The sequence below is a fragment of the Acinetobacter sp. ANC 4973 genome, assembly GCF_002135275.1.
Classification (GTDB): Bacteria; Pseudomonadota; Gammaproteobacteria; order Pseudomonadales; family Moraxellaceae; genus Acinetobacter; species Acinetobacter kyonggiensis.
Genome location: NZ_NEGM01000009.1, coordinates 50650 through 73666 on the forward strand (window position 1 = coordinate 50650; position 23017 = coordinate 73666).

General features: G+C 42.3%; 23 protein-coding genes and 1 tRNA gene. 17 read left to right on the forward strand and 7 right to left on the reverse strand.

Annotation, left to right across the window (positions count from 1 at the left end):
- The first annotated feature begins 8 nt into the window (after positions 1-8).
- The 16 genes from B9T30_RS11955 (at position 9) to B9T30_RS12030 (ending at position 15021) form a co-directional block, all read left to right on the forward strand.
- Complete coding sequence (locus tag B9T30_RS11955; protein WP_086185186.1) at positions 9-257, forward strand: acyl carrier protein; 249 nt, start codon at positions 9-11, stop codon at positions 255-257.
- The gene (locus B9T30_RS11960; protein ID WP_086185187.1) at positions 254-811 is read left to right on the forward strand and encodes a septation protein IspZ; all 558 of its coding nucleotides are present in this window, start codon (positions 254-256) and stop codon (positions 809-811) included. The genes B9T30_RS11955 and B9T30_RS11960 overlap by 4 nt, the downstream gene beginning before the upstream one ends.
- Positions 812-822: 11 nt before the next feature.
- The gene (locus B9T30_RS11965) at positions 823-2493 is read left to right on the forward strand and encodes an AMP-binding protein (RefSeq protein WP_086185188.1); all 1671 of its coding nucleotides are present in this window, start codon (positions 823-825) and stop codon (positions 2491-2493) included.
- Positions 2494-2505: 12 nt separating this feature from the next.
- Entirely contained in the window at positions 2506-3240 is a 735-nt protein-coding gene (locus B9T30_RS11970; protein WP_086185189.1) for a glycosyltransferase family 2 protein, read from the forward strand.
- A gap of 58 nt (positions 3241-3298) precedes the next feature.
- A complete protein-coding gene (locus B9T30_RS11975) occupies positions 3299-4177 on the forward strand; it encodes an acyltransferase (protein ID WP_086185253.1) in 879 nt (292 codons plus the stop codon).
- Positions 4177-5718, forward strand: a complete 1542-nt coding sequence (locus B9T30_RS11980) for an HAL/PAL/TAL family ammonia-lyase (RefSeq protein WP_086185190.1) — start codon at positions 4177-4179, stop codon at positions 5716-5718. The genes B9T30_RS11975 and B9T30_RS11980 overlap by 1 nt, the downstream gene beginning before the upstream one ends.
- 9 nt (positions 5719-5727) lie before the next feature.
- Positions 5728-6147, forward strand: a complete 420-nt coding sequence (locus tag B9T30_RS11985) for an acyl-CoA thioesterase (protein WP_086185191.1) — start codon at positions 5728-5730, stop codon at positions 6145-6147.
- A gap of 65 nt (positions 6148-6212) precedes the next feature.
- Entirely contained in the window at positions 6213-6800 is a 588-nt protein-coding gene (locus B9T30_RS11990; RefSeq protein ID WP_413772571.1) for an outer membrane lipoprotein carrier protein LolA, read from the forward strand.
- Positions 6775-9108: an MMPL family transporter gene (locus B9T30_RS11995; RefSeq protein WP_086185193.1), complete on the forward strand. Its 2334-nt coding sequence runs from the start codon at positions 6775-6777 to the stop codon at positions 9106-9108. The genes B9T30_RS11990 and B9T30_RS11995 overlap by 26 nt, the downstream gene beginning before the upstream one ends.
- A gap of 11 nt (positions 9109-9119) precedes the next feature.
- On the forward strand, positions 9120-10418 hold the full coding sequence (locus B9T30_RS12000) for an NAD(P)/FAD-dependent oxidoreductase (RefSeq protein WP_086185194.1): 1299 nt from the start codon (positions 9120-9122) through the stop codon (positions 10416-10418).
- A 1-nt stretch (position 10419) separates the two neighbouring features.
- Positions 10420-10977 carry a DUF3261 domain-containing protein gene (locus tag B9T30_RS12005; protein ID WP_171264167.1) on the forward strand — a complete coding sequence of 186 codons (558 nt, stop codon included), beginning with the start codon at positions 10420-10422 and terminating at the stop codon, positions 10975-10977.
- Between the two features lie 12 nt (positions 10978-10989).
- Entirely contained in the window at positions 10990-12189 is a 1200-nt protein-coding gene (locus B9T30_RS12010) for a beta-ketoacyl-[acyl-carrier-protein] synthase family protein (RefSeq protein ID WP_086185196.1), read from the forward strand.
- Positions 12186-12623: a 3-hydroxylacyl-ACP dehydratase gene (locus tag B9T30_RS12015; RefSeq protein ID WP_086185197.1), complete on the forward strand. Its 438-nt coding sequence runs from the start codon at positions 12186-12188 to the stop codon at positions 12621-12623. The genes B9T30_RS12010 and B9T30_RS12015 overlap by 4 nt, the downstream gene beginning before the upstream one ends.
- On the forward strand, positions 12620-13345 hold the full coding sequence (locus B9T30_RS12020) for a 3-ketoacyl-ACP reductase FabG2 (RefSeq protein WP_086185198.1): 726 nt from the start codon (positions 12620-12622) through the stop codon (positions 13343-13345). Before B9T30_RS12015 ends, B9T30_RS12020 begins: the two co-directional genes overlap by 4 nt.
- On the forward strand, positions 13345-14565 hold the full coding sequence (locus B9T30_RS12025; RefSeq protein ID WP_086185199.1) for a beta-ketoacyl-ACP synthase: 1221 nt from the start codon (positions 13345-13347) through the stop codon (positions 14563-14565). The genes B9T30_RS12020 and B9T30_RS12025 overlap by 1 nt, the downstream gene beginning before the upstream one ends.
- A 21-nt stretch (positions 14566-14586) precedes the next feature.
- Entirely contained in the window at positions 14587-15021 is a 435-nt protein-coding gene (locus tag B9T30_RS12030; RefSeq protein WP_086185200.1) for an excinuclease, read from the forward strand.
- A 103-nt stretch (positions 15022-15124) separates the two neighbouring features.
- Here B9T30_RS12030 and secF read toward each other — a convergent pair whose 3' ends face one another.
- From secF to queA, 7 genes are all read right to left on the reverse strand, one after another.
- Positions 15125-16096, reverse strand: a complete 972-nt coding sequence (gene secF, locus B9T30_RS12035) for a protein translocase subunit SecF (protein WP_086185201.1) — start codon at positions 16094-16096, stop codon at positions 15125-15127.
- Positions 16097-16104: 8 nt separating this feature from the next.
- On the reverse strand, positions 16105-18006 hold the full coding sequence (secD, locus tag B9T30_RS12040) for a protein translocase subunit SecD (protein ID WP_086185202.1): 1902 nt from the start codon (positions 18004-18006) through the stop codon (positions 16105-16107).
- Between the two features lie 51 nt (positions 18007-18057).
- Complete coding sequence (gene yajC / locus B9T30_RS12045; RefSeq protein WP_004650211.1) at positions 18058-18387, reverse strand: preprotein translocase subunit YajC; 330 nt, start codon at positions 18385-18387, stop codon at positions 18058-18060.
- 102 nt (positions 18388-18489) lie between these two features.
- Positions 18490-19620, reverse strand: coding sequence for a tRNA guanosine(34) transglycosylase Tgt (gene tgt / locus B9T30_RS12050; RefSeq protein ID WP_086185203.1), 1131 nt, complete (start codon positions 19618-19620; stop codon positions 18490-18492).
- A gap of 345 nt (positions 19621-19965) precedes the next feature.
- Positions 19966-20532: a LemA family protein gene (locus tag B9T30_RS12055; protein ID WP_086185204.1), complete on the reverse strand. Its 567-nt coding sequence runs from the start codon at positions 20530-20532 to the stop codon at positions 19966-19968.
- A 28-nt stretch (positions 20533-20560) separates the two neighbouring features.
- On the reverse strand, positions 20561-21589 hold the full coding sequence (locus tag B9T30_RS12060) for a hypothetical protein (protein WP_086185205.1): 1029 nt from the start codon (positions 21587-21589) through the stop codon (positions 20561-20563).
- A 25-nt stretch (positions 21590-21614) separates the two neighbouring features.
- Complete coding sequence (gene queA, locus B9T30_RS12065) at positions 21615-22652, reverse strand: tRNA preQ1(34) S-adenosylmethionine ribosyltransferase-isomerase QueA (protein ID WP_086185206.1); 1038 nt, start codon at positions 22650-22652, stop codon at positions 21615-21617.
- A 195-nt stretch (positions 22653-22847) separates the two neighbouring features.
- On the opposite strand from queA, the gene B9T30_RS12070 reads away from it, so the two are divergent.
- A tRNA-Leu gene (locus tag B9T30_RS12070) sits at positions 22848-22934 on the forward strand.
- Positions 22935-23017: the final 83 nt, after the last annotated feature.

The following is a 23017-nucleotide window of genomic DNA, read 5'->3' on the forward strand; positions in this document are numbered from 1 at the left end:
AGGTTGTGATGTTAACTCAGGAACAAGTACTCGAAAAATTAAGAGCATGGATGGAAGATCTGTTTGAGATTAATCCAGAAGATGTGCAGCTCGATGCAAATTTAGCCACAGATTTGGATGTCGATAGCATTGATGCCATTGATCTTGTGGTCAAAATTAAAGAATTGACGGGTAAGCAAGTGAATCCTGAAGATTTTAAAAATGTACGTACAGTGCAAGATGTTGTGACTGTGATTCAGAATATGTCTGTTGCATGAAATGGATCGTCCAAGGGATAGTGGTCATCGGTTTGATTCTCTATCCCTTTTTAGTGGGCTATAGCCTAGCGCAGGGTCAATATATCTGGGTCAGTGGTTTGCTGATTGTCCTAGGCGTATTGCGGCTATTGAGTAAGGGGGGTAATGCTTTACTCTGGCCCTTAACTGGCTTTGCTATTTTATGTGGCAGCTTGAGTCTGATTTTAAAAGATCAAGCATGGCTGAAACTCTATCCGGTATTGATGAGTCTGGGTTCGCTGGCTATTTTTACAGCGACTTTAATCAAACCACCCTCTATGATTGAGCGTTTTGCCCGTTTGGCTGAACCCAATTTACCCGAAGCAGGGGTGATTTGGACGCGTAAGGTCACTATAGTCTGGTGTATTTTCTTTGTGTTCAATGCCCTGATTTCTTTAGCCACAGTGTTGTTTACTTCAATGCAGGTGTGGGTGCTCTATAACGGTTTTATTTCCTATATGTTGATGGGGCTGTTATTGCTGGGCGAATTTATATTGCGTAAGCGTCAGCAACGCTTAAATCAACTTCAGGAATAAAACGGATTGTTATGTTGTGTCATTTTCAGAATCATATTCATTCACTGAAACCACTGTGTCTTCAGGCTGATTTAAGCCCAATCCATTTTCAGGATTTTTGGCAAGAGGTGATACAACAAAGTCATGCAATTCAGTTGTTAGCGCAGGACAGTTGGGCGTTATGGGAACCCGATAGCTACGAATTTTTAGTGCTGTTGTTTGCCGCACTGTTAGCACAAAAACAGGTGTTATTGCCGCCCAATCGGGTTAGTGATTTAGAAAAAGAACTGGCTGAGCAGAATATTCTGTTTTTACAGCGTCAGCCTATATCCGCTACAGCAGATCCGCAGGTTGAACTGAATCTGAATGATGCTTTTTTAAATCAGGCGCAGCTTTATTTCTATACTTCAGGTTCAACAGGACAACCGAAAAAAATTCCGCGTACGCTGCGTCAGCTCTTAAATGAGGTGCAAGGCTTAGAGGCCAGTTTTCAGTTACCTGAACAGGCCATTGCCATCGCGACGGTGAGCCATCAACATATTTATGGCTTATTGTTCAAGCTGTTGTGGCCTTTAGCCAGTGGACGCTGTTTTTATCAAACCCAATTGGCTTTCCCTGAAGATGTTGCCGATATTCAAACAAAATTAGCACCTTTAAACATTGAAAATTATGTTATTTCCAGTCCTGCATTATTAAAACGCTGGACCCCAGATGTGCGACTACAGCACTGTTTAAGCATCTATTCATCGGGCGGAAAATTGGAATCGGGTGTGCGTCCTTATTTAAACCGGCCGATTAACGAAGTATTTGGTAGCTCAGAAACAGGCGGCATCGCACATCGACAACAAGATGATGCGTTATGGATACCGTTTGCCAATGTCGATATTCAAATGCGTGATCAACAAGAGTTGGCCGTACACGCCAATCATGCTTTTAGCGAAAGCTGGATTTTAACCGGTGATAAAATTGAAGTGCTTGACGCGACAAACCCTAAAAGTCCATTTCGTTTACTAGGACGTTTAGATCGGATTGTGAAACTGGAAGAAAAACGCTTAAGTTTAGATGCGATTGAACACAAAATAATAGAACTGGATGAGATTGCCCAGTGTCATGTTTTAATTTTAGAACGTGAACATCGACAGATTTTAGCCTGTGTTGCAGTATTGTCTGAAGCTGCCAGACAACAGCTGCAAAGCAGCAATAAAGTGCAATGTGTGGCTGCAATTAAAGCACAATTACAATTAAAACTGGAAGGCATTGCCATTCCACGGCAGTGGCGGTTTTTGACTCAATTACCACAAAATGCACAATCTAAACTGAATAAACAGTACATGAAATCCTTATTTCACTCAATGTTGTTGCCTATTGTATTGGCACAACACAACGCTCCCGATCAGGCCATTTATCAGCTTGAGTTTTCTGCTGAATTGGAATGTTTTAAAGGGCATTTTCCCGATTATCCGATTTTCCCCGGTGTCGGGCAGATTGGTTTTGTTCAGCATTTTGCCCGTCAAACGTGGGCCGATTTGGAATGGTGTAATGGTTTTGAGCAATTGAAATTTCAAGATCTGATTCGACCGTATATGGTACTGAAACTGAAACTGTCGCGAAAATTGCATAAGGTCAGTTTCGAGTTAACCCATGCCGATCAGACCTTGGCATCGGGGCGTTTATTGTTTAAAACGCAAACTGAGCAGGTTTAAAAGAGGATGTATATGCAGCATTGTTTTGTGATTCCTGTTTATAACCATCCGCATTATATTGAGGCTTTGGTTGCACATTTAAAGCCGTTTCAGTTGCCGATTATTTTAGTCAATGATGGTAGTGATGCGCTATGTAGCGCACTTTTACATGACCTGAAAGCCCAGCATGAATATGTTGAGTTGGTTGAGCATTCACATAATCAAGGCAAAGGGCAGGCGGTGATGAGTGGTTTACGCTATGCGCATGCTTTAGGGTTTAGTCATGCCTTGCAACTCGATGCTGATGGTCAGCATGACTGGCAGGATGTCGCCAAATTTCTAGACATTTCTCAGCAGCATCCCAAAGCGATGGTGATTGGTCAGCCGATTTTTGATGAGAGCGTGCCGAAAAAACGCTTATATGGTCGTTATGCCACGCATATTTGGGTCTGGATTAACAGTCTCTCTTTTGATATTAAAGACAGTATGTGTGGATTTCGGGTCTATCCACTGGCCCAGACCATTCAAATTCTAAATTCGGCAAAATTTCAGCCGCGCATGGGTTTTGATAGTGAAATTTTAGTGCGCTTAAAGTGGGCGAATATCCCCTTTATCAATGTGCCAACTCAAGTGGTTTATCCTGAAGATGGTATTTCTCATTTTAATGTCTGGCGCGACAACCTTGGTATGAGTCAGGCACATGTGCGTTTATTGGGTGGCATGCTACGACGTTTGCCTCAATTAGTGTCACAGAAAATCAAAGGTTAATGGCGTGACTGAGCAGCTCAAGCACACCCAATGGAATGACATCAAAGAACGCGGTGGTATGTGGTCACTGACGTTAATGTTGGCATTTTATCGTTTAGGGGGGCGTTGGCTCTGCCGTGTGGTGCTGTATTTTATTATTTTGTGGTACTGGATCTTTTCAGTCACCGCACGTCAGGCATCACTGTTGTATTTAAGCAAGTTACATCATTTTGCAAAGCAACAATCACCCTTTATCACAGAGCCGAGTCTGAGTCATAGCTATCAGCATTTCATGCAATTTGGCGAATGTATTTTAGATAAAATTGAAGGTTGGCTGGGCAAAATCCCTGAGCAGCAATTGGCCTTACATGGACATGAACATTTCCGCGCACATTATCAAAAAGGTGCGGTGATTGTAGTGTCGCATTTTGGCAATATTGAATTGTTAAGAGCGATTAAATCCGAACATGTACAAAAAATTAATGTTCTGGTTTATCAAAAGCATGCCACTCAATTTAATCAATTTTTAAAGAAACTCAATGCACATGCCGATGTCAATTTGGTTTCGGTGGATGAGCTGGGGATTGAAACTGCTTTGATTTTGCAAGAAAAACTTGACCAAGGCGAATGGGTGATTGTGGCAGCAGATCGTGTACCTGTTGAGTCTGATCGGGTGCAGCCGATTACCTTTTTAGGCGCAGAGGCGAATTGGCCGCAAGGTGCATGGATTTTAGCCAGTTTACTCAAAGTTCCTGTACTGGCGGTCTTTTGTTATCGCGTCGGCAGTTGCTTTGAAGTTCATATTCACACGATTGCTGAACAGCTTCATTTCCCTCGAAAAATCCGTATGCAGGCACTGCAAAGCACCATGCGTCAATATGTCAGCTTACTTGAACAGCACTGTATTCGTGCGCCATATCAATGGTTTAATTTTTATAATTTTTGGAACAAAAAATAATGCAAGTGTTAGTTGTTGGGGAAACACCGCTCTCAATTGAAGATGTGGTGGCTGTGGCGCGTCAGGAAAAATCTGTGGCTTTACCTGCATCCACGGAATGGCGCGATCTGATTCAACGTGGTGCAGATTTTCTAGATCAACTGTTACAAGATGAAGGCGTCATTTATGGCGTGACCACAGGCTATGGCGACTCTTGTTTGGTGGAAATTCCCGCGCATCAAGTCAATGAACTGCCGTTGCATTTATTACGCTTTCATGGCTGTGGCTTAGGTCAAAATTTGGATTTAATCACTGCACGTGCAGTGTTGGTGACGCGTTTGTGTTCTCTGGCACGAGGGTATTCAGGTGTATCACATGCATTGTTACAACGCCTGACATGGATGCTGAATGAAAATATCATTCCTGTCATTCCATCGGAAGGTTCAGTGGGTGCCAGTGGCGATTTAACGCCATTGTCCTATATTGCAGGGGCTTTGGTCGGTGAACGTGATGTGTACGATCAAGGTCAAATTGTGCCTGTTAGTGCGGTGTATGCTGAAAAGGGCATGCAGGCTTTAGTGTTGCGTCCGAAAGAAGGCTTGGCACTGATGAATGGTACAGCGGTAATGACCGCTATTGCCTGCTTAAATTATAAAAAAGCGGAACAAATTGCTTTGGCCAGTACTTGTGTTACGGCACTGAATGTTTTGGCTTTGGAAGGCAATCCGAGCCATTTTGATGAAGTGCTATTTGCTCAAAAACCCCATTCAGGGCAGCAAAATATTGCGGCACAACTTAGAACGTGGTTGAACAGTGAGGTGCAAACCGAACACCAGAATTCACGTTTGCAAGATCGTTACTCTTTACGCTGTGCACCGCATATTATTGGTGTATTTGAAGACTCTAAAACGTGGTTACGTCAGTTTATTGAAAATGAACTCAACTCAAGTAATGACAACCCACTGATTGATCCTGTGAATTTACGCGTATTACATGGTGGTCATTTTTATGGCGGACACATTGCCCAAGCCATGGATAGCTTGAAAATCATGATCGCCAATATTGCTGATCTTATGGATCGTCAGTTGGCGCAATTGGTGGACTATAAAATGAATAACGGTTTGCCACGCAATTTAACCGGTGCAACCGCAGAACGCTTGCCGTTAAATCATGGTTTTAAAGCTGTACAAATTGCGGTGTCGGCATGGACGGCAGAAGCTTTAAAACAAACACTTTCAGCCTCTATTTTTTCACGCTCAACCGAATGCCATAACCAAGATAAAGTCAGTATGGGCACCATTGCTGCGCGGGATGCCAGTCGCGTGATCGTGCTGACTGAACAAGTGATTGCAGCACTCTGCTGTGCCAGTGTACAAGCCATTCAGTTAAAAGCTTTAGACGGTTCGTTGGCTGAAGTCTTGGCTGCATTTCAGGCGTGGGTCTTACAGACCTTTGATTACGTGGTGGAAGATCGACCATTGCAACACGAATTGCAACAACTGGTTGATCGTTTTGAAAATTTAGAATTGTTGAGTTCTGAACTTATTCACTCAATCGGGTAGGAAACAACTATGCATGCCGATGTAATCATTGAAGTGCCATTTCATGATGTCGATACCATGAATGTCGTGTGGCATGGTCATTATTTAAAATATTTTGAAATTGCGCGTTGTAAATTGCTCGATCAATTTCACTATAACTATAAGCAAATGCTCGAATCTGGTTATGCATGGCCAGTGATTGAAAGTCATGTTCGCTATGCCTATGGAATTGAGTTTGAGCAAAAAATTCGTGTGCGTGCCATTTTAAAAGAATGGGAAAACCGCTTGAAAATTGAATATCAAATTTTTGATGCACAAAGTGGTAAAAAGCTCACCAAAGGCTACACCAGCCAAGTGGCGGTGCATATTGAAAGCCGTGAAATGTGTTTTCAATCGCCGCAAGTGCTGTTAGAACAATTGCACGCTTGGTCAGCGTTTAAAGCGGAGTAAAGTCAATGAAAGCGATCAATTTATCACGTCCCGTCTGGCTGTTTTTGGCGACTGTATTGTGTTTGATGTTGGTGTTATCACGACCTGTATCTGCACAAAATCCACAGCTCAAACAAATTTTTACTCAGCTTGCTGCGACACCAATGGTACGTGCTCAATTTGAACAGCAAAAAAAATTAGCGTCACTGAACAAAACATTTGTCTCGAAAGGCACGGTGTTATTTTCCAAATCGCAGGGCGTGATTTGGAATATTCAAAGTCCAGTGCAGGCCAATTTGATTGTGACGCCATATAAATTGGTACAAAAAACTCAACGTACTTACAGTCAAATTGAAATTGATAAATCACCGTATGGTTCTGTGGCAACGATGTTTTTACAGCTCATGTCAGGCAATGAAACTGCATTGGCTAAAAACTTCAATATTGTTTCAGCCAGTTATAGTCCTGCACAGTGGAATGTGGCGTTAACTCCGAAAAGCAGTTTATTTAAAAAACTCTTTGTTCGCGTGGATGCACAAGGGCAGCGTTATGTTGATCGTATTGTATTAAGTGAACAAGCCAATAACACGACGACTATTCGTTTTAGTCAGCAAACCACCCAACCACAAACTTTAACGGCTGAGGAAAATGCACTTTTCCAATTGGCAAAATAAATTTACCTTACTTTGGCTGATTGTGCTGAGCGTCATTGCCATTGCACTGGGTACGGCATGGCTGAAAAAAGAGATTCATATTCAGACCAATATCTTTGCATTATTGCCTGAATCTAGCCAAGACCCACGGCTTGAAAGGGCACAGCAATACGTCAGTCAACAACTGAATGACAAAGTGTTTGTGGTGTTGGATGCTCAAGATGATGCTGCCTTAGCCAAAGCAACTACGGCATTGCAACAGCGGGTAGCCGAAAGTGATTTGTGGCAACCCTTACATGCTCAGTTAGACAGTGACAAATTTGCACAGGTGCTCTATCAACATCGTGCGGGTTTATTGACACGAGATGATCAAAAATTACTGCAACAACAAGATTATGCTGCACTGACCGAACAAAGTTTATTGCAAATTATGAGTCCGGGCATGCCCGTCACAGCCACGTTATTACAACAAGACCCATTGTTGTTATTTCCACGTTATGCCATGGGTTTAGCTGGTTTACAAAGTCATCCTGATCTTGCTTTAGAAGATGGTTTTGCCACGATTCGAGATGAGCAGGGGATTTCGCGGTTACTGGTTTTAGAGCTGAAAAATAGTCCTTATAATATTGAATATCAACAACAAACTTCAGCATGGATTCAGCAGCTCGATACGCAATTACGCCAGATGCAGGTGAAACCGCATTGGACGGGTACTTTATTGTTTGCTCAATTTGGCACCACTTCGGCTGAAAAAGAAATTTCAACCATTGGTTTGGGTTCAAGTTTTGGCATTTTGCTTTTGGTCTGGTTTGGTTTCCGCTCAATTCGTCCAATGTTGACTGAAATGGTGGCTGTCGGTACGGGCTGTTTGGTGGCTTTTGCTATCACGCATTGGGTTTTTGGGGAAATTCACCTCATGACTTTGGTGTTTGGTGCAAGTCTGGTCGGAGTGTGTGTCGATTTCTCTTTTTACTTTATGGCAATGCAATCGCAGCATCGGCATATCCATGGTTTTGCGGTGTTAAAACCGTTATTGCCTAGCCTGTTTATGGGCTTAATGACCACTTTAGTTGCCTATATTTTCTTAAGTTTCACGCCATTTCCGGGCTTTAAACAGATTGCGGTCTTTTCTATGGTGGGGCTGGCTGCGGCATGGATCACCAGTGTTTTATTGCTCCCACGGTTACCTGCTTTAAATGCCGAACCTGCAATTCGCAGCTTAAGTTTTATTGGTCAAGCACGCACTTTTGTACAGGCAAAAAAAGGACTCCGTTATGGCTTAATTGCTGCCATTGTCGTGGTGGCTGGCAGCAGTTTGATGTTGTTACAGAGCAATGATGATATTCGTAATTTGCAAAGTATGGATCAGAGCTTAAAGCAAGAAGACCAATACGTCCGTGAACGCTTTATGCAGCAACAAAGCAGTGAATATTTTGTGGTGCATGGCAAGACTGCCGCAGAGCTTGAACACAATGAGCAGCAATTGATTCAAAAATTACAAGTATTGCAAAGCAAAGGTGCTTTAGATGCTTTTCAGGCTTTAGGACAATGGTTACCATCGATTCAACAGCAACAGCATAATCTTCAGTTATTACAAGGCATTCCTGCGCAGGTTTTGCAGGATTATGCGGTGGCATTGCAGCTCAATCCAGCAGATGTTTTAGCATGGCAAAAGCAATTGCCACAGCAGCCGTTATTGCATCCAAGTGAAATGGCAGAGCATCCATTGGCATTTTTACAAATCAGTCCGACGGAACATTTGGTCTTATTACAAAATGTGCATCATGTGGCTGCTTTAGAACAGTTGAATAGCGCACAGGTACAGTTGTTACGTCCAGTGAATCAGCTGTCTGAACTCTTTCAACAACATCGCATTCAAGCCCAATGGTTATTGGTTTTTGCTGTACTCACGTTAACGCTTGGTTTAGGCATTATTTATGGCATAAAGTCCATTTTACCCTTGGTCTTACCCGTTACTTTAGCTTTAATATCGACCTTTGCTGTTCAGGCATGGTTTGGGGTTGAAATTAATTTATTCAGCATTATGGGAACCTTCCTGATTATTGGAATTGGCGTGGACTACGCGATTTTTTATCGACATGGACATGACCATCCGCAAGTGGTGGGCATGGCATTATTCCTATGTATGATGTCGACCTTATTGGGTTTCGGGTTATTATCGTTTAGCCAAACTTATGCCATTCATTGCTTTGGTTTGACTGTACTCCTTGGGGTTATTTTTTCATTTATTTATGCAACATTGTTTACATCTTCAGATGCCAAACATGTTGTACTTCAACAATATCAGCCAAAGAAGCTGAGAGATTAAGGTACAGTGCAATGAGCACCATGCAACATACAGATGTATTGATTATCGGTGCAGGACCATCGGGGAGTTCTGCGGCAGCATTGCTGCGTCAAAAAGGCCATCAGGTCACGATAATTGAAAAACAATATTTTCCACGCTTTTCGATTGGCGAGTCTTTATTACCGCAAGCCATGGTTTTTTTAGAAGAGGCAGGTTTACTTGATGCCGTACGTCAACATGTGGGTGAGTTTGCCTTTCAATTTAAAAATGGCGCCGCTTTTTTAAGGGGCAAGCAGCGCAGTTTTTATGACTTCACCGAAAAGTTTAGTGATGGCCCAGGCACGACTTGGCAAGTTCGCCGTGCCCATTTTGACCATTTACTGGCGCAGCAAGCTGAACAATATGGTACAGAAATTCGCTTTGGTCATGAAGTGATTGATGTCGATGTGGACTCGAATCAGCCGATTTTGACCGTGAAAGATGAGCAAGCACAGGTTTACCAGATTCAAGCCAAGTTTTTACTCGATGCCAGCGGTTTTGGCCGGATTTTGCCGAAGTTTTTAGATTTGGAAAGCCCATCCGATTTTCCCGTTCGTCGTGCCGTATTTACTCATATTGAAGATGGAATTTTGGATGATGCTGAATTTGATCGGGAAAAAATCCTGATTACAGTACACGCCAAAGATCAGCGTGCTTGGTATTGGCTGATTCCTTTTGCTGACGGTCGTTGCTCTTTTGGTGTGGTGGCAGAACACGATTTCTTTGAACACTATGGTTTTGATGCACAGCAGGATATGGATTTAGCTGCATTGCTGAAACGTATTTTAGCCGATGATGAAAGTTTGTCGCATGTACTGCGCAACGCTAAATTTGATACCCCTGTACGAACTTTGGTGGGCTATTCTGCCAATGTTAAACATTTGGCGGATCGTAATTATGCCTTATTGGGCAATGCGGGTGAATTCTTAGATCCTGTATTTTCCTCAGGGGTCACCATTGCTTTAAAATCTTCAAGCTTAGCCATTCCTCTGGTTGATCAAGTGCTACAAGGGCAAACGGTGGATTGGATGGAACAATATGAGAAACCGCTGCGTGCAGGGATTCAAGTGTTCCGCGCTTATGTGGAATCATGGTATTCAGGTGAGTTTCAGGATGTGGTGTTTTCGACTCAGCAAGATGAAAAAATTCGCCGCATGGTGTCATCCTTGTTGGCAGGTTATGCATGGGATACCACGAATCCTATCCATAAAAATGCCAAAAAACGCTTAAGTACCTTGGCTGAATATTGCCGTGAGCCACAGTCTAGTGAAGCCATCACTCATGGTGCTTAATATGCAACCCAAACTGCAATGGACGGGGTTGTTACTTGCTGTACTACTGTGCTGTGGGGGGTGTCAATCTCTGCTGCCCCAAGCACAGGGTTTGGCCACCACAACATGGCATGCACAACAGTATCAGCGTCAGGATCAGCTCGAAGTGCAATGGAATAAGCATAGTTTTAGCTTTTTATTGTATCAGCAACAACAAGGGCAAAAACTGGACATGTTGGCTTTGACTCTGACGGGACAGCAGTTATTTAAGCTCAGTTTCGATGGTCGAAAAGTACAGGTTGAGCAACGCATTGAGCAAATGAAATTATTACCTTTTGAATTTGTGGTACGCGATATTTTATATGCTACTTATCCGAATTTTGCCCAATTACAGCAGCACAACGTTCAGGTTAAAACTGTTCAGGTTGAAAATGCGGCTCAGACGCAGTCTATTTTTATCAATCAACAGCATGTTTTAAATATCCTGCATCAAGATGCTGTGATTGAGTTAGATAATCTGCAAGTGCCTTATCAAATGGTCATCAGCACTCTGCATGATCGTTTAGAAACAACAGAATAAAGGAGGATGATGATGAGTGAGCAAATTAGTACACAACATCCTGCGGTAGGCATTCAGTTTAGTGTGGGTTTATCTGCCTTAGGTCATACGCCTGAACAGATAAAACTGGCATTGGCGACACAGCAAAATACGTTAAGTTTAAGTTCAGGCTTTATTCCCGAAAAACAGGTCTGGGTCGGTGCCTATCAACAGCCTTTAATTGAAAACGTTCCTGACTTTTTACAAGCTGTCGATTCACGCAATTTACGTTTTGCTTTAACCGCTTTAACTTCAATTGAAGCTGAAATACGCGACTATACCGCACAATTTGAGCCTCAACGTTTAGCGATTATTCTGGGTACATCGACCTCAGGAATTGCCGATAATGAAAAAGTTCTTAAGTCCTACTTTCTCAATCAGAGTGATGTTGAAGTCGCGCACGGCAAACAGGAAATGGGTAGCTTAGCCCAAGCCTTACAGCAGTATTTGGGCTGGGAAGGGCCTGCATATACCATTTCTACCGCCTGTTCTTCTGGTGCCAAAGCAATGGCAGCAGGACAGCGTTTGATTAATGCCGATTTAGCCGATGCCGTTTTGGTCGGTGGAGTGGATACCTTATGTCAGTTGACACTAAATGGCTTTAGTAGCTTAGAAAGTTTGTCTCAGGGTCTTTGTCAGCCCTGTGGAACACAGCGCGATGGCATTAATATTGGTGAGGCTGCGGGTTTATTTTTATTATCCAAAGAAGCAGCACCCGTAATGTTAATGGCAGCGGGCGAGTCGATGGATGCATGGCATATTTCAGCACCACATCCAGAAGGAAAAGGTGCTGCCGAGGCCATGCAAAAAGCCTTAGATATGGCGGGGCTGACTGCACAAGATATCGGCTACTTAAATATGCATGGTACAGCGACACCGCAAAATGATGCCATGGAAATTAAAGCCGTTCAGACGGTATTTCAGCAGCATGCTGTGCCGCTGAGCAGTACCAAACACAAAACAGGGCATTGTTTAGGCGCTGCGGGTGCCATTGAAGCAGTGATTTGTCAGCAAGTTTTGCTCGATCAGTCATGGTTACCCCTGCACCAATCGGGTTGTATTGATGCAGAATTGGATGAGCAGAACTATGTGCTGAATGCAGAGTTGCTACAGCCAATAAGCTATGTGATGAGTAATTCTTTCGCTTTTGGCGGAAGTAATATCAGTTTGATTTTTGGAACGCAGCTGAAATGATGGATGCCGTACAGTTTATTCCACATAAAAAACCGATGGTTTTTGTTGATCATTTAATTGAAGCAAATGAAAATTTTGCGATTGCAGAATTATTGATTCAACCTGACTTAATGTTTTGTGATGTACACGGTTTGCCAACGTGGAGCAGCATTGAATTGATGGCGCAAACCATCAGTGCTTATGCAGGGCATAAAGGGCAGATGTTAGGTCTGCCGCCAAAAATTGGTTTTTTATTGGGCACGCGTAAAATGCAGTTGCCCGTGCCTTATTTTGCCTTGGGTGAAAGCGTGCGTATTAAAGCAGAACAAAGCTATTTGCATGAGGGATTAGGGCAGTTTAACTGTGAAATTGAGTACCGAGAACATCGTATTTGTGCCATGTTGAGTGTATTTGAACCCGCAGAAATTAAAGAAAATATTAGGAATTTAGCGTGAGTAGAAGAATTTTAGTCACAGGCTCAAGCCGTGGCATTGGTCAAGCGATTGCCTTGCAATTGGCACAGTCAGGTTTTGATGTCACCGTACATGCTCGTTCAAGACAACAAGAAGCAGAGCAAGTGGTACACGCCATTCAGGCTTTAGGACAGGAAAGTCATGTCTTAATGTTTGATGTCAATGATCGTGAAAACGTTATGCAATTGCTTGAGCAAGATGTTGCCGAACATGGTGCATTTTATGGGGTGGTGCTCAATGCAGGACTGACCCGTGATGCCGCATTTCCAGCTCTAACAGATGATGATTGGGATGAAGTGATTTCGACTTCACTGGATGGCTTTTACAATGTGTTAAAACCATTGGTGATGCCGATGATTCGTTTGAAACAAGGCGGGCGTATTGTCACCTTATCTTCTGTTTCGGGTTTGATGGGCAATCGGGGGCAGGTCAATTACAGTGCTGCAAAGGCAGGCTTAATTGGGGCGACCAAAGCTTTAGCACTCGAGTTGGCGAAGCGAAAAATTACCGTCAACTGTGTTGCACCCGGTTTAATCGAAACCGAAATGGTGACCGAAGAAGTCAAACAACATGCCTTGAAAATGATTCCCTTGCAACGAATGGGGCAAGTCGATGAAGTCGCCAAAGTAGTGAAGTTTTTATGCAGTGATGACGCCAGTTATATCACCCGTCAGGTGATTTCGGTCAATGGAGGTTTGATGTGATGAAACGTGTTGTTGTCACAGGCATGGCAGGGATCACCTCTTTGGGTGAAACTGCGGATCAAATTTTTGCTCAGTTTGAGCAGGGCAACAGCGGTATTCGCTACATGCCGGAATGGGAGCAGTTCACCGATTTACGCAGTAAGTTGGCAGGGCCTGTAGCGTCTTATACTGTTCCCAAACATTTTAATCGTAAAGTGACACGTGGTATGGGACGTGTGGCTTTAATGTCGACGGTCTGTGCTGAAAAAGCTTTAGAAGATGCAGCATTGTTGAATGATCCGATATTAAGCAGTGGGCAAACAGGCGTGGCATTCGGCTCATCCGCCGGAAGTGTCGACGCCATTCGTGAGTTTGGCAGCATGTTGCACGATAACAATATGAATAAACTCAATGCCACTACTTATATTCGCATGATGTCACATACCAGCGCCGTGAATATGACGGTATATTTTGGCTTAAAAGGTTTAACTTTACCAACGTCTAGTGCCTGTACATCAGGTTCAATGGCGATTGGTCAAGCCTATGAAGCAATTAAATATGGCAAGCAAACTGTGATGTTGGCTGGTGGTGCAGAAGAACTGAGTGCAGCAGGTTCGGCTGTGTTTGATGTTTTGTTGGCAACCAGCAGTCAAAATGAACAACCCGAAAAAACACCACGACCATTCGATGCGAAGCGTGATGGTTTGGTCATTGGTGAAGGGGCAGGCTGTTTAATTCTAGAAGAATATGAACATGCCAAAGCACGGGGTGCCAAAATTTATGCTGAAATTATTGGTTATGGCAGCAATAGTGATGGTCAGCATGTCACCCGCCCAGATTCGGAAATGATGGGACGCTGTATGGAATTGGCATTGTCTGATGCGCAAATTTCGGCAAATCAAATTGACTATGTCAATGCACATGGCACATCCACCGATCAAGGGGATATTGCCGAAAGTCAGGCAACGGCAAGCGTTTTGGGTAACAAACCGATTAGTTCACTGAAAAGTTATTTTGGCCATACTTTAGGCGCTTGTGGTGCGATTGAAGCTTGGCTGAGCATTGAAATGATGCTGCGTAGCCAGTTTATTGCCACCTTAAACCTAGAAGAAATAGATGCTTTATGTGGCGAGTTAGATTACATCGTCAAGCAATCTAGAAACATGAATGCCAATATGATTATGAGCAACAATTTTGCTTTTGGAGGAATTAATACCTCCCTGATTTTTAAACGGGTTTAACAACAACGAGAGGGTAAACTCATGTTCATGAAAAAAATAGTACTAACAGCTGTATTGTCTTTGGGTGCGGTGGTTGCTGCACAGGCTGCTGATACTGCACATAATTTGGATTTTAAAAGTGCCGTTGAACGTGCTGTTGCCGATGGGACTTTGGATGGTTCGGTCAAATTTTATTTAGCAGGCACCAAGTCTGGCGGTAAAGTTTTGCAAAAAGGCGCGGTGACCAATAAAAAAACCAACGGTTTTGCTAAGTCGGCAGAAACTGCGTGTGATCACGTTTTACGTTCAGCACTGATTCAGTTGCAAAACACGGCAAAAGCGAAAGGTGCAAATGCGGTCACCAATATTGTCAGTTACTTTAAATCGAATGAAAGTAAAAGCAGCACTACCTATCAGTGCTTTAAGGGCACGGCTGTGGCAAGTGTGGCTTTAAAAGGTGATCTGGTTAAGTTCTAAATCTAAGCAATAAAATTGAGCCGTTGCAGCTGAATAAGCATTGATGAGCACAATAAAAAAAGCCCATCAAGTGATGGGCTTTTTTTAGCTTAATGCAACGCTATTATTGCGGAATTTCTTCTTCTTCAAATTCAGGTTTAACCTGAACAATGAAGTCTTGACGGTTCAGACCACGCCATAAAGCGAATGCAGTACCGATATAAATTGAAGAATATGTTCCGACAAAAATACCAATACACATGGTCACAGAGAACCATTTCAGACCATCACCCCCCATAAACAACATGGCAAGTACCACAAGCAACAGTGTCATAGAAGTGTGGATGGTACGGCGTAAGGTTTCAGTCAATGCAATATTGACGATTTCCAAAGGCGTCGCACCGCGAATTTTACGGAAATTTTCACGAATACGATCCGAAACCACAATATTGTCATTTAACGAAAAGCCGATTAATGCCAGAACAGCGGCAAGTACGGTTAAGTCAAACGGCCATTGCATCATGGCAAAAATACCAACGGTGACAATGATATCGTGGAACAGGGAAATCACAGCACCCATCGCGAGTTTGAACTCAAAACGGATGGTGACATAAACCAGCATGAGAAGAAGCGCAAGTGCAACAGCACCCGCTGAGCGAATATATAACTCATTACCGACCTGACCACCAACAGAATCTACTTTATGTACTTCAGCAGGATTGTTTGGTAATTGGGCTGCTTTGGTAATGGCGTTGGTCAAATCTTCAACTTCAACGTCTTGAACAGGCATACGTACAATCAGGTCTTTATTACTACCGAGCGTTTGTACCACAGCATCATGAAAGCCTGCTTGGTCTAAAGCTTTAACCACTTCAGTCTGATTGGCAGGTTGCGCATAATTTAACTCGGCAGAAACACCACCAGTAAAATCCAGCCCCAAGTTCAAACCTTTGGTCACAATAAAGAAAAGACTGCCAATGGTTAGAATGATGGAAATAATTGCTGCTGGAAACGCAATTTTCATAAACGGAATGACACGTTCGTCATCTGGGCGACCGTATTTTTTTGAATCAGGTTGAGTCATGTCAGTCATCATCGATCTCCTTATATGCTCAACTTCTTCAAGTTACGTTTTTTGCCATAAATGAGTTGTACAATTGCACGGGTTACTGTAATTGCAGTAAACATTGAGCAAATAATACCAATCATCAGTGTTACGGCAAAACCTTTGATCGGTCCCGTACCAATGGCAAAGAGAATGAACGCAACGAGGAACGTGGTTAAGTTCGAGTCGAAAATAGTGTTATAGGCTCGATCATAACCGGCAACAATCGCCTGTTTGGGCGAAGCCCCCCATTTTATTTCTTCTCGTATTCGTTCACAGATCAGGACGTTAGCATCGACTGCCATACCAATGGTGATCACGATACCTGCAATACCAGGAAGGGTAAGTGAAGCCCCAATCCACGACATAACCGTCAACAGCATTGCAAGGTTAACCACAAGGGCAAAGTTAGCAATTAAACCGAATACACGGAAGAATGCGACCATCCAAAGCGCAACCAGTAAGAAACCGATCTGAGTAGACAATACGCCTTTATCAATATTTTCCTGACCAAGACTTGGGCCAACCACACGTTCTTCAACGAAGTACATTGGTGCAGCCAGTGCGCCAGCACGAAGCATGAGCGCAAGTTCAGCCGCTTCTTGTGGTGAATCTAGACCAGTAATACGGAATTGTGAGCCCAATACCGCTTGAATGGTTGCAGCATTAATGACCACAGATTCTGTATAAGGGGTACGGACTTCAGTTTGTGCACCTGTGACTGGATCGGGTACATAGCTGATTCTTTGTTTGTTCTCAATGAACAATACCGCCATGCGTTTACCAACCGCACTACGTGTCGCATCAGCCATCAACTTACCACCAGCACTGTCTAAAGTAATATTTACTTCAGCGCCACCAGTATCTTGGCTAAAGCCACTTGATGCGTTTTGTACACGTTCACCGGTTAAAATACGGTTACGGTTTAACAGTAATTGGCGACCGCTATCTAGCGATTCATAAGCAAACAGTTCCGTGCCTGGTGGGACTGCTTGACCATTTGACTTGCCTGTATAAGGGTCAATGTATTGGTCATTCAAATCAGACACTAAACGGAATTCAAGATTTGCAGTACGACCTAAAACACGCTTTGCTTCAGCAGTATCTTGAACACCCGGTAATTCAACCACAATACGGTTGCTACCTTGGGTTTGCACCAATGCTTCTGCTACACCTAACTCATTAATACGATTACGTAACGTGGTTAAGTTTTGATTTACCGCATAAGACTGAATTTCTTGCTTACGTACATCGGTATAGCTCAAACGTAGAGTTGAACCTGACTCTGATGCAACGGCTTGTTGATTGAACTCATTGCCATTACGACGTAAGAAATCCATCACCGCATCACGGTCACTGTTATTTGCAAACTGTATGGTAATCGTGTTGTTATTCAAAGCAAGACTATTGAATTTCAGTTTGTTATCACGCAGTTGACGACGTAAATCAGTTGCGGAGGTTTCCAGACGCTGACTGATGGCTTTATCCATATCCACTTCAAGTAAGAAGTGAACACCACCACGTAAATCTAGACCCAATTTCATTGGTTTTGCACCAATTTTTTGGAGCCATTCAGGCGTGGTTGGTGCAAGGTTTAAAGCAACAACATAATTTTCACCAAGACCACGACGTAATACTTCTTTGGCTTTTAATTGCGCTTCAGAAGAATCAAGACGTAAAAGGGCAGCATTATTACTAAAGCTGTTGTCATGGCTTGGAATTTTTTCACTTTCTAATAACTGCTCTGCTTTTTGTACGATGCTTTGGTCAATCTGAGTACCAGCTTTGGCACCCGAAATTTGAACAGCAGGTTCATCTGGATACAAACTAGGCAGGGCATATAATGTACTAATCACCAGAACAATGATGATCAGCAGATATTTCCATGCTGGGTAACGCATTTATTTTCTTCTTAAAATGAAAAAGTCGTGCTAGGGCACGACTCTTTTTGATTAGAGATTATTTAATGTGCCTTCAGGAAGAACTGAAATCACACTGGCACGTTGAACTTTTATTTCTACGCCACGGCTTAATTCAACCACGACAAAATCACCTTCAATTTTCAGGATTTTACCCATAAGGCCGCCAGCAAAAACAATTTCACTACCCACACCAAGGCTTTCAACTAAAGTGCGGTGTTCTTTAGCGCGTTTTGCTTGAGGACGCCAAATAAGGAAATAGAAAATTGCGACAAATACCGCAATCATCAAAAGGTTAGTCACCAAACTTGGTTGGCTTGCAGCTTCACCCGCTGCGTGAGCAGTAGAAATAAAAAGGCTCATTTCATTTTCCTAAAATAAAAAACTGTATATCAACAATATGATAATAAATTAACTTGTTCAGCAATTTACCCTGTCTTTTTCTTCAGCGCAAACACTGATAGATTAATCTTCAGGACAAGGTGGAACTTCTAGACCACGACGTGCATAAAAATCGTGGACATAGGCATCAAAAGTACCATTATCTAACGCATCACGAATGTCTTGTGTAAATCTTTGGTAATAACGTAGGTTATGAATGGTGCCGAGCATCGAACCAAGCATTTCACCGCATTTTTCCAAGTGGAATAAGTAAGCACGGGTGAAATTTTGACAGGTATAACAATCGCACTCTGAATCGAGTGGACTTTGGTCATGACGATATTTGGCATTACGAATACGAACCAAACCGTCGGTCACAAAATAATGACCGTTACGTGCATTACGGGTTGGCATCACGCAGTCAAACATATCGACACCACGACGAATGGCTTCAACGATGTCTTCTGGCTTGCCGACACCCATCAAGTAGCGTGGTTTGTCTTCAGGCATTTGTGCAGGAAGATAATCCAAAACTTTGATCATTTCTTCTTTCGGTTCACCCACTGAAAGACCACCAATGGCAAAGCCATCAAAGTCAATTTCTTTTAAGCCATTCAGTGATTCGTTGCGTAGGTCTTCGTACATGCCACCTTGAATAATACCAAACAGCGCATTTCGATTTTTCAGTACATCATGGTGTTGGGTTTTACAGCGTTTTGCCCAACGCAGTGAAAGCTGTAATGATTTTTGTGCTTCTTCATGTGTCGCTGGATAAGGTGTGCATTCATCAAAGATCATCACGATATCTGAATTCAAGGTATGTTGAATATCCATTGAAATTTCAGGTGATAAAAAGACTTTTGAACCATCAATGGGTGAGCGGAAAGTTACACCATCTTCTTTAATTTTACGCATTGCACCCAAGCTGAATACTTGGAAACCGCCTGAATCGGTCAAAATCGGTTTATTCCATTTCATGAATTCGTGTAAACCGCCATGTTCACGAATCACATCTAAACCTGGACGAAGGTAAAGATGGAAGGTATTGCCTAAAATAATTTGAGCTTTAATGTCTTCAATATCACGTGGCAACATGCCTTTAACCGTGCCGTAAGTACCAACAGGCATAAACACGGGCGTTTCAATCACTCCATGTTCAAGCGTTAAACGACCACGACGGGCACGACCCGACTGACCTAATTTTTCAAACTTCATAAAATATCCTGAACAAGAGCAAAGCACTGCGTGCAGTGCAAGAGCGAATAAACAGTTCGCCGCTAAAAGTCGACTATTTTCCTAGATTACGCAGATAAACACCAGTGTTGTCGAGTTTTAACTCAATACTTTCTTGATTAAAGGTCGCTGGAATAATAAAGCCAAAACCAGCAAAGTTGGTAAGTGCTTGGTGTGAATGAGGTATTTAACTGGGGGTATATTATTTTTTTAATGTGTTGCTGGCTTTGATTTTTTAATGCGGGTGAAGGTTGAAGCGTAATAATATATTTTTAAATAGAGCGTCTTGCATCTTTCATGGCAAAGGATGCAAAACGTCTGGAGAGGTTAAAAATTCGGTCGGTAGTCAAAATTTTGCGTTGCCGCTTGATCACGAAAGGGGCGAATGGCTTTTTTACCGAGGGTCATGGTGTTGACAATGTTATTCGGGAAAATTTGAATGTGGTTGTTAAATAATTCGACATTACGGTTAAAGATGGTAATGGCAGCACCGACATTTTCATTTTGTTCTTCAATTTCATTCATCATTTTAAGATAAATTTCATTGGCTTTCAGTTCAGGATAGTTTTCAACCACCACATTTAAACTATGCATCAGCTCTTTATTTAAACTTTCAATGCGTTGTAATTGTGAAACATCAGTATTGTTCACATTTAAATTTAAAATATTTTGACGCAGTTCGGTGACTTTTTCTAAAGTGCCTTGTTCAAAATTTGAATATTGCTCAACAAGTGGTTGTAGAGCATCTAAAATTTTAATTTTCTGCCGTTCATAACTGGCAACATCTGACCAAGCTCGAATGGAGGCGTTGTGATGGCGAACAATATTATTTCGAATCATGACACATGCGACAATTGCAGCGATGATTAAGAGTAAAAAAATCAACAACCCCATTGATAAGTCCCCAAAATATGAATAATTTCTATTTTAAAAAATGTGTTAAATCACGCTGTAAGCTTTCTAGATAAGGTAATTTAAAAGTACGTAAGTGTCCACGTAATGCAGAAATATCTTGAATATTTTTTGCTTGTGTCGATATTTTAAATAAATTCGCTGGCCCTAAAAAGCATAACGTATGACTGCTTGGATGGAACATTAAATCGCCCTGACGCTGGGCAAAAAAATCTGCCAATCTCAATACAAATGCAGGTGACAGTAGCTTTGCTGTTTGCATTTCATCGCTACCAAAAATATTGAGCTTTTGATTGGTTTGTATGTCGCTGGTATGCCAAGGGAAGCTATAAGGATAATAAAAATCTTTATTTGCTGTGGTGATGGCAAGCCCTTGCGTTTCTACATCAAAAACAAACACGCCCCATAAGTCTTTATGAATTTCTTTGACTCTGACCTCATCACCATTTTTATCACGCATAAGCATTTCATTGACATAGTGATATTGAAAAACCATCACTTGATGTTGTTGACCATCTTCATCTTCCCAGATGGTACTGGCATAGTAGGGCAGATCATTGGAAATCGTACCTTGATTAAACACGGGAAATAGGCGTTTTAAATGCGCAATCAATAAAACAGGCTGTAATGGAACCGAGATATGTTGTGGTTGCTGATGTAAAGCCAACTGGTATTTTTTATTAATGCTTTGTTGTTCTAGGAATTCAATCACGTCATCAATGGGTTGTTTGTCTTCATAACTGATATAGGCCCAAAAAATCATCAGTAGGCCACTGATTAGGCCCAGTTGCATCCAGATATTGGTGGGATTGGTAAAAATGAGAAGGACAAAAAATAGCCCTACTGCGGCTAACAGTAGCGGCAAGACATTTTCAAACTTAAGTACAATCGGTGCATTCCACGGATGTAGACCATCTAAAATGTCCTGATGGCTTTGTGCCTTACGTCCAAGATCCTGTAGCCGCGCGATATTTTGAAAAACACGTTCATTTTTTTTACGTCGAATATGAATCGAATGTTGAACGCTATCGAGCGGCATGAAGTTCTTCTTTTTTCAGCAAAGATTAAGGTTTAATTTTATCAACGAGCATGGCATCACCATAACTAAAAAAGCGGTATTTTGCTTCGACAGCATGATGATAGGCATTTAAAATATTATCACGATTCGATAAGGCCGAAACGAGCATTAATAGCGTAGATTCAGGTAGATGGAAGTTGGTAATTAACCGATCAACCACTTTAAAATCATAACCCGGATAGATGAAAATTTGTGTATCACCCGTCCATGCAGCCAATGTGCCACCATGGGCTTGTGCGGCACTTTCAATGGCACGTGTTGCCGTGGTGCCCACAGTAATCACTTTATTGCCACGTGCTTTGGTTTGACGAATCAGTTCAACAGTCTGTTCAGGAACATCACACCATTCGCTATGCATAATATGGTTCTGGATGTCTGTCGTGCGTACTGGTAAGAATGTCCCTGCGCCCACATGCAGCGTCACAAAGCTTTTTTGAATGCCTTTGGCGGTTAACTTTTCCAATAAGTCTTGGTCAAAGTGTAAACTCGCTGTTGGTGCTGCAACGCTTGCCAGTTTAGTCGGATCATTAAAGACCGTTTGATAACGCTCGGTATCAATGGCTTCAGCTTCGCGGTTAAAATATGGTGGAATGGGTAAAGCACCATATTGATCGAGCACATCTAAAATTGGTTGTGAAAATTCAACAATAAATAGATTTTCATGGCGACCTTGCACCGTGACTTTTACTTCATCATCACCAATAAAAAGTTCAGCACCCGCCTTAGGTGAATTACTGGCTTTAATGTGGCAATGTGCAATAAATTTATCCTGCATGCGTTCTACTAAAACTTCAACAGCACCACCGGTTGCACGTTTTCCTTTTAGCCGTGCTTTCATCACTTTGGTGTCATTTAAAATGAGTAAGTCACCAGCATCGAGTAAATCAAAAATGTCAGTAAAATGGCAGTCGTGATATTGCCCTTGCTGATCTAAATGCAAAAGGCGTGAAGCACTGCGGGTATCTAAAGGGTAGCGAGCAATTAGCTCGTCAGGGAGATCAAAGTTAAAGTCGGAAAGTTGCATCTTTAATGTATAACAATAAGAAAAACGTCTGCATTATAGTCCCGAAAAGGGTGAACGAGATGATATCTGATGTTTTTTAAGCCAAAGTTTTTGCTTTTGCTTTAAAATTGAGCAATTGACTGGATTAGATAATTGACAATTCTAAGTTTAATAGTAATATAGCGACCACAAGCTCATATGCTTGTAAGCCCCTTTCCCGAGGTGGTGAAATTGGTAGACGCGGTGGATTCAAAATCCACTATCAGAGATGATGTGTCGGTTCGAGTCCGACCCTCGGGACCAGATTCAAAAAAACCCCAAGCCGGTACGAAAAGCTTGGGGTTTTTTTATGCTTAAAAAATTGATTAAATTCTAGCGTTTAAGGT

Bases quoted from the DNA above. Each gene is read 5' to 3' on its own strand.
- B9T30_RS11980 (WP_086185190.1), top strand. From the start codon at position 4,177: ATGCAAGTGTTAGTTGTTGGGGAAACACCGCTCTCAATTGAAGATGTG.
- B9T30_RS12000 (WP_086185194.1), top strand. From the start codon at position 9,120: ATGAGCACCATGCAACATACAGATGTATTGATTATCGGTGCAGGACCA.
- B9T30_RS12055 (WP_086185204.1), bottom strand. From the start codon at position 20,532: ATGGGGTTGTTGATTTTTTTACTCTTAATCATCGCTGCAATTGTCGCA.
- tgt (WP_086185203.1), bottom strand. From the start codon at position 19,620: ATGAAGTTTGAAAAATTAGGTCAGTCGGGTCGTGCCCGTCGTGGTCGT.
- B9T30_RS12005 (WP_171264167.1), top strand. From the start codon at position 10,420: ATGCAACCCAAACTGCAATGGACGGGGTTGTTACTTGCTGTACTACTG.
- B9T30_RS12025 (WP_086185199.1), top strand. From the start codon at position 13,345: ATGAAACGTGTTGTTGTCACAGGCATGGCAGGGATCACCTCTTTGGGT.
- B9T30_RS11975 (WP_086185253.1), top strand. From the start codon at position 3,299: ATGTGGTCACTGACGTTAATGTTGGCATTTTATCGTTTAGGGGGGCGT.
- B9T30_RS11985 (WP_086185191.1), top strand. From the start codon at position 5,728: ATGCATGCCGATGTAATCATTGAAGTGCCATTTCATGATGTCGATACC.
- B9T30_RS11960 (WP_086185187.1), top strand. From the start codon at position 254: ATGAAATGGATCGTCCAAGGGATAGTGGTCATCGGTTTGATTCTCTAT.
- B9T30_RS11995 (WP_086185193.1), top strand. From the start codon at position 6,775: ATGCACTTTTCCAATTGGCAAAATAAATTTACCTTACTTTGGCTGATT.
- B9T30_RS12030 (WP_086185200.1), top strand. From the start codon at position 14,587: ATGTTCATGAAAAAAATAGTACTAACAGCTGTATTGTCTTTGGGTGCG.
- yajC (WP_004650211.1), bottom strand. From the start codon at position 18,387: ATGAGCCTTTTTATTTCTACTGCTCACGCAGCGGGTGAAGCTGCAAGC.
- B9T30_RS12060 (WP_086185205.1), bottom strand. From the start codon at position 21,589: ATGCCGCTCGATAGCGTTCAACATTCGATTCATATTCGACGTAAAAAA.
- B9T30_RS12010 (WP_086185196.1), top strand. From the start codon at position 10,990: ATGAGTGAGCAAATTAGTACACAACATCCTGCGGTAGGCATTCAGTTT.
- secF (WP_086185201.1), bottom strand. From the start codon at position 16,096: ATGATGACTGACATGACTCAACCTGATTCAAAAAAATACGGTCGCCCA.
- queA (WP_086185206.1), bottom strand. From the start codon at position 22,652: ATGCAACTTTCCGACTTTAACTTTGATCTCCCTGACGAGCTAATTGCT.
- B9T30_RS11970 (WP_086185189.1), top strand. From the start codon at position 2,506: ATGCAGCATTGTTTTGTGATTCCTGTTTATAACCATCCGCATTATATT.
- secD (WP_086185202.1), bottom strand. From the start codon at position 18,006: ATGCGTTACCCAGCATGGAAATATCTGCTGATCATCATTGTTCTGGTG.
- B9T30_RS12015 (WP_086185197.1), top strand. From the start codon at position 12,186: ATGATGGATGCCGTACAGTTTATTCCACATAAAAAACCGATGGTTTTT.
- B9T30_RS11955 (WP_086185186.1), top strand. From the start codon at position 9: ATGTTAACTCAGGAACAAGTACTCGAAAAATTAAGAGCATGGATGGAA.
- B9T30_RS11990 (WP_413772571.1), top strand. From the start codon at position 6,213: ATGTTGGTGTTATCACGACCTGTATCTGCACAAAATCCACAGCTCAAA.
- B9T30_RS11965 (WP_086185188.1), top strand. From the start codon at position 823: ATGTTGTGTCATTTTCAGAATCATATTCATTCACTGAAACCACTGTGT.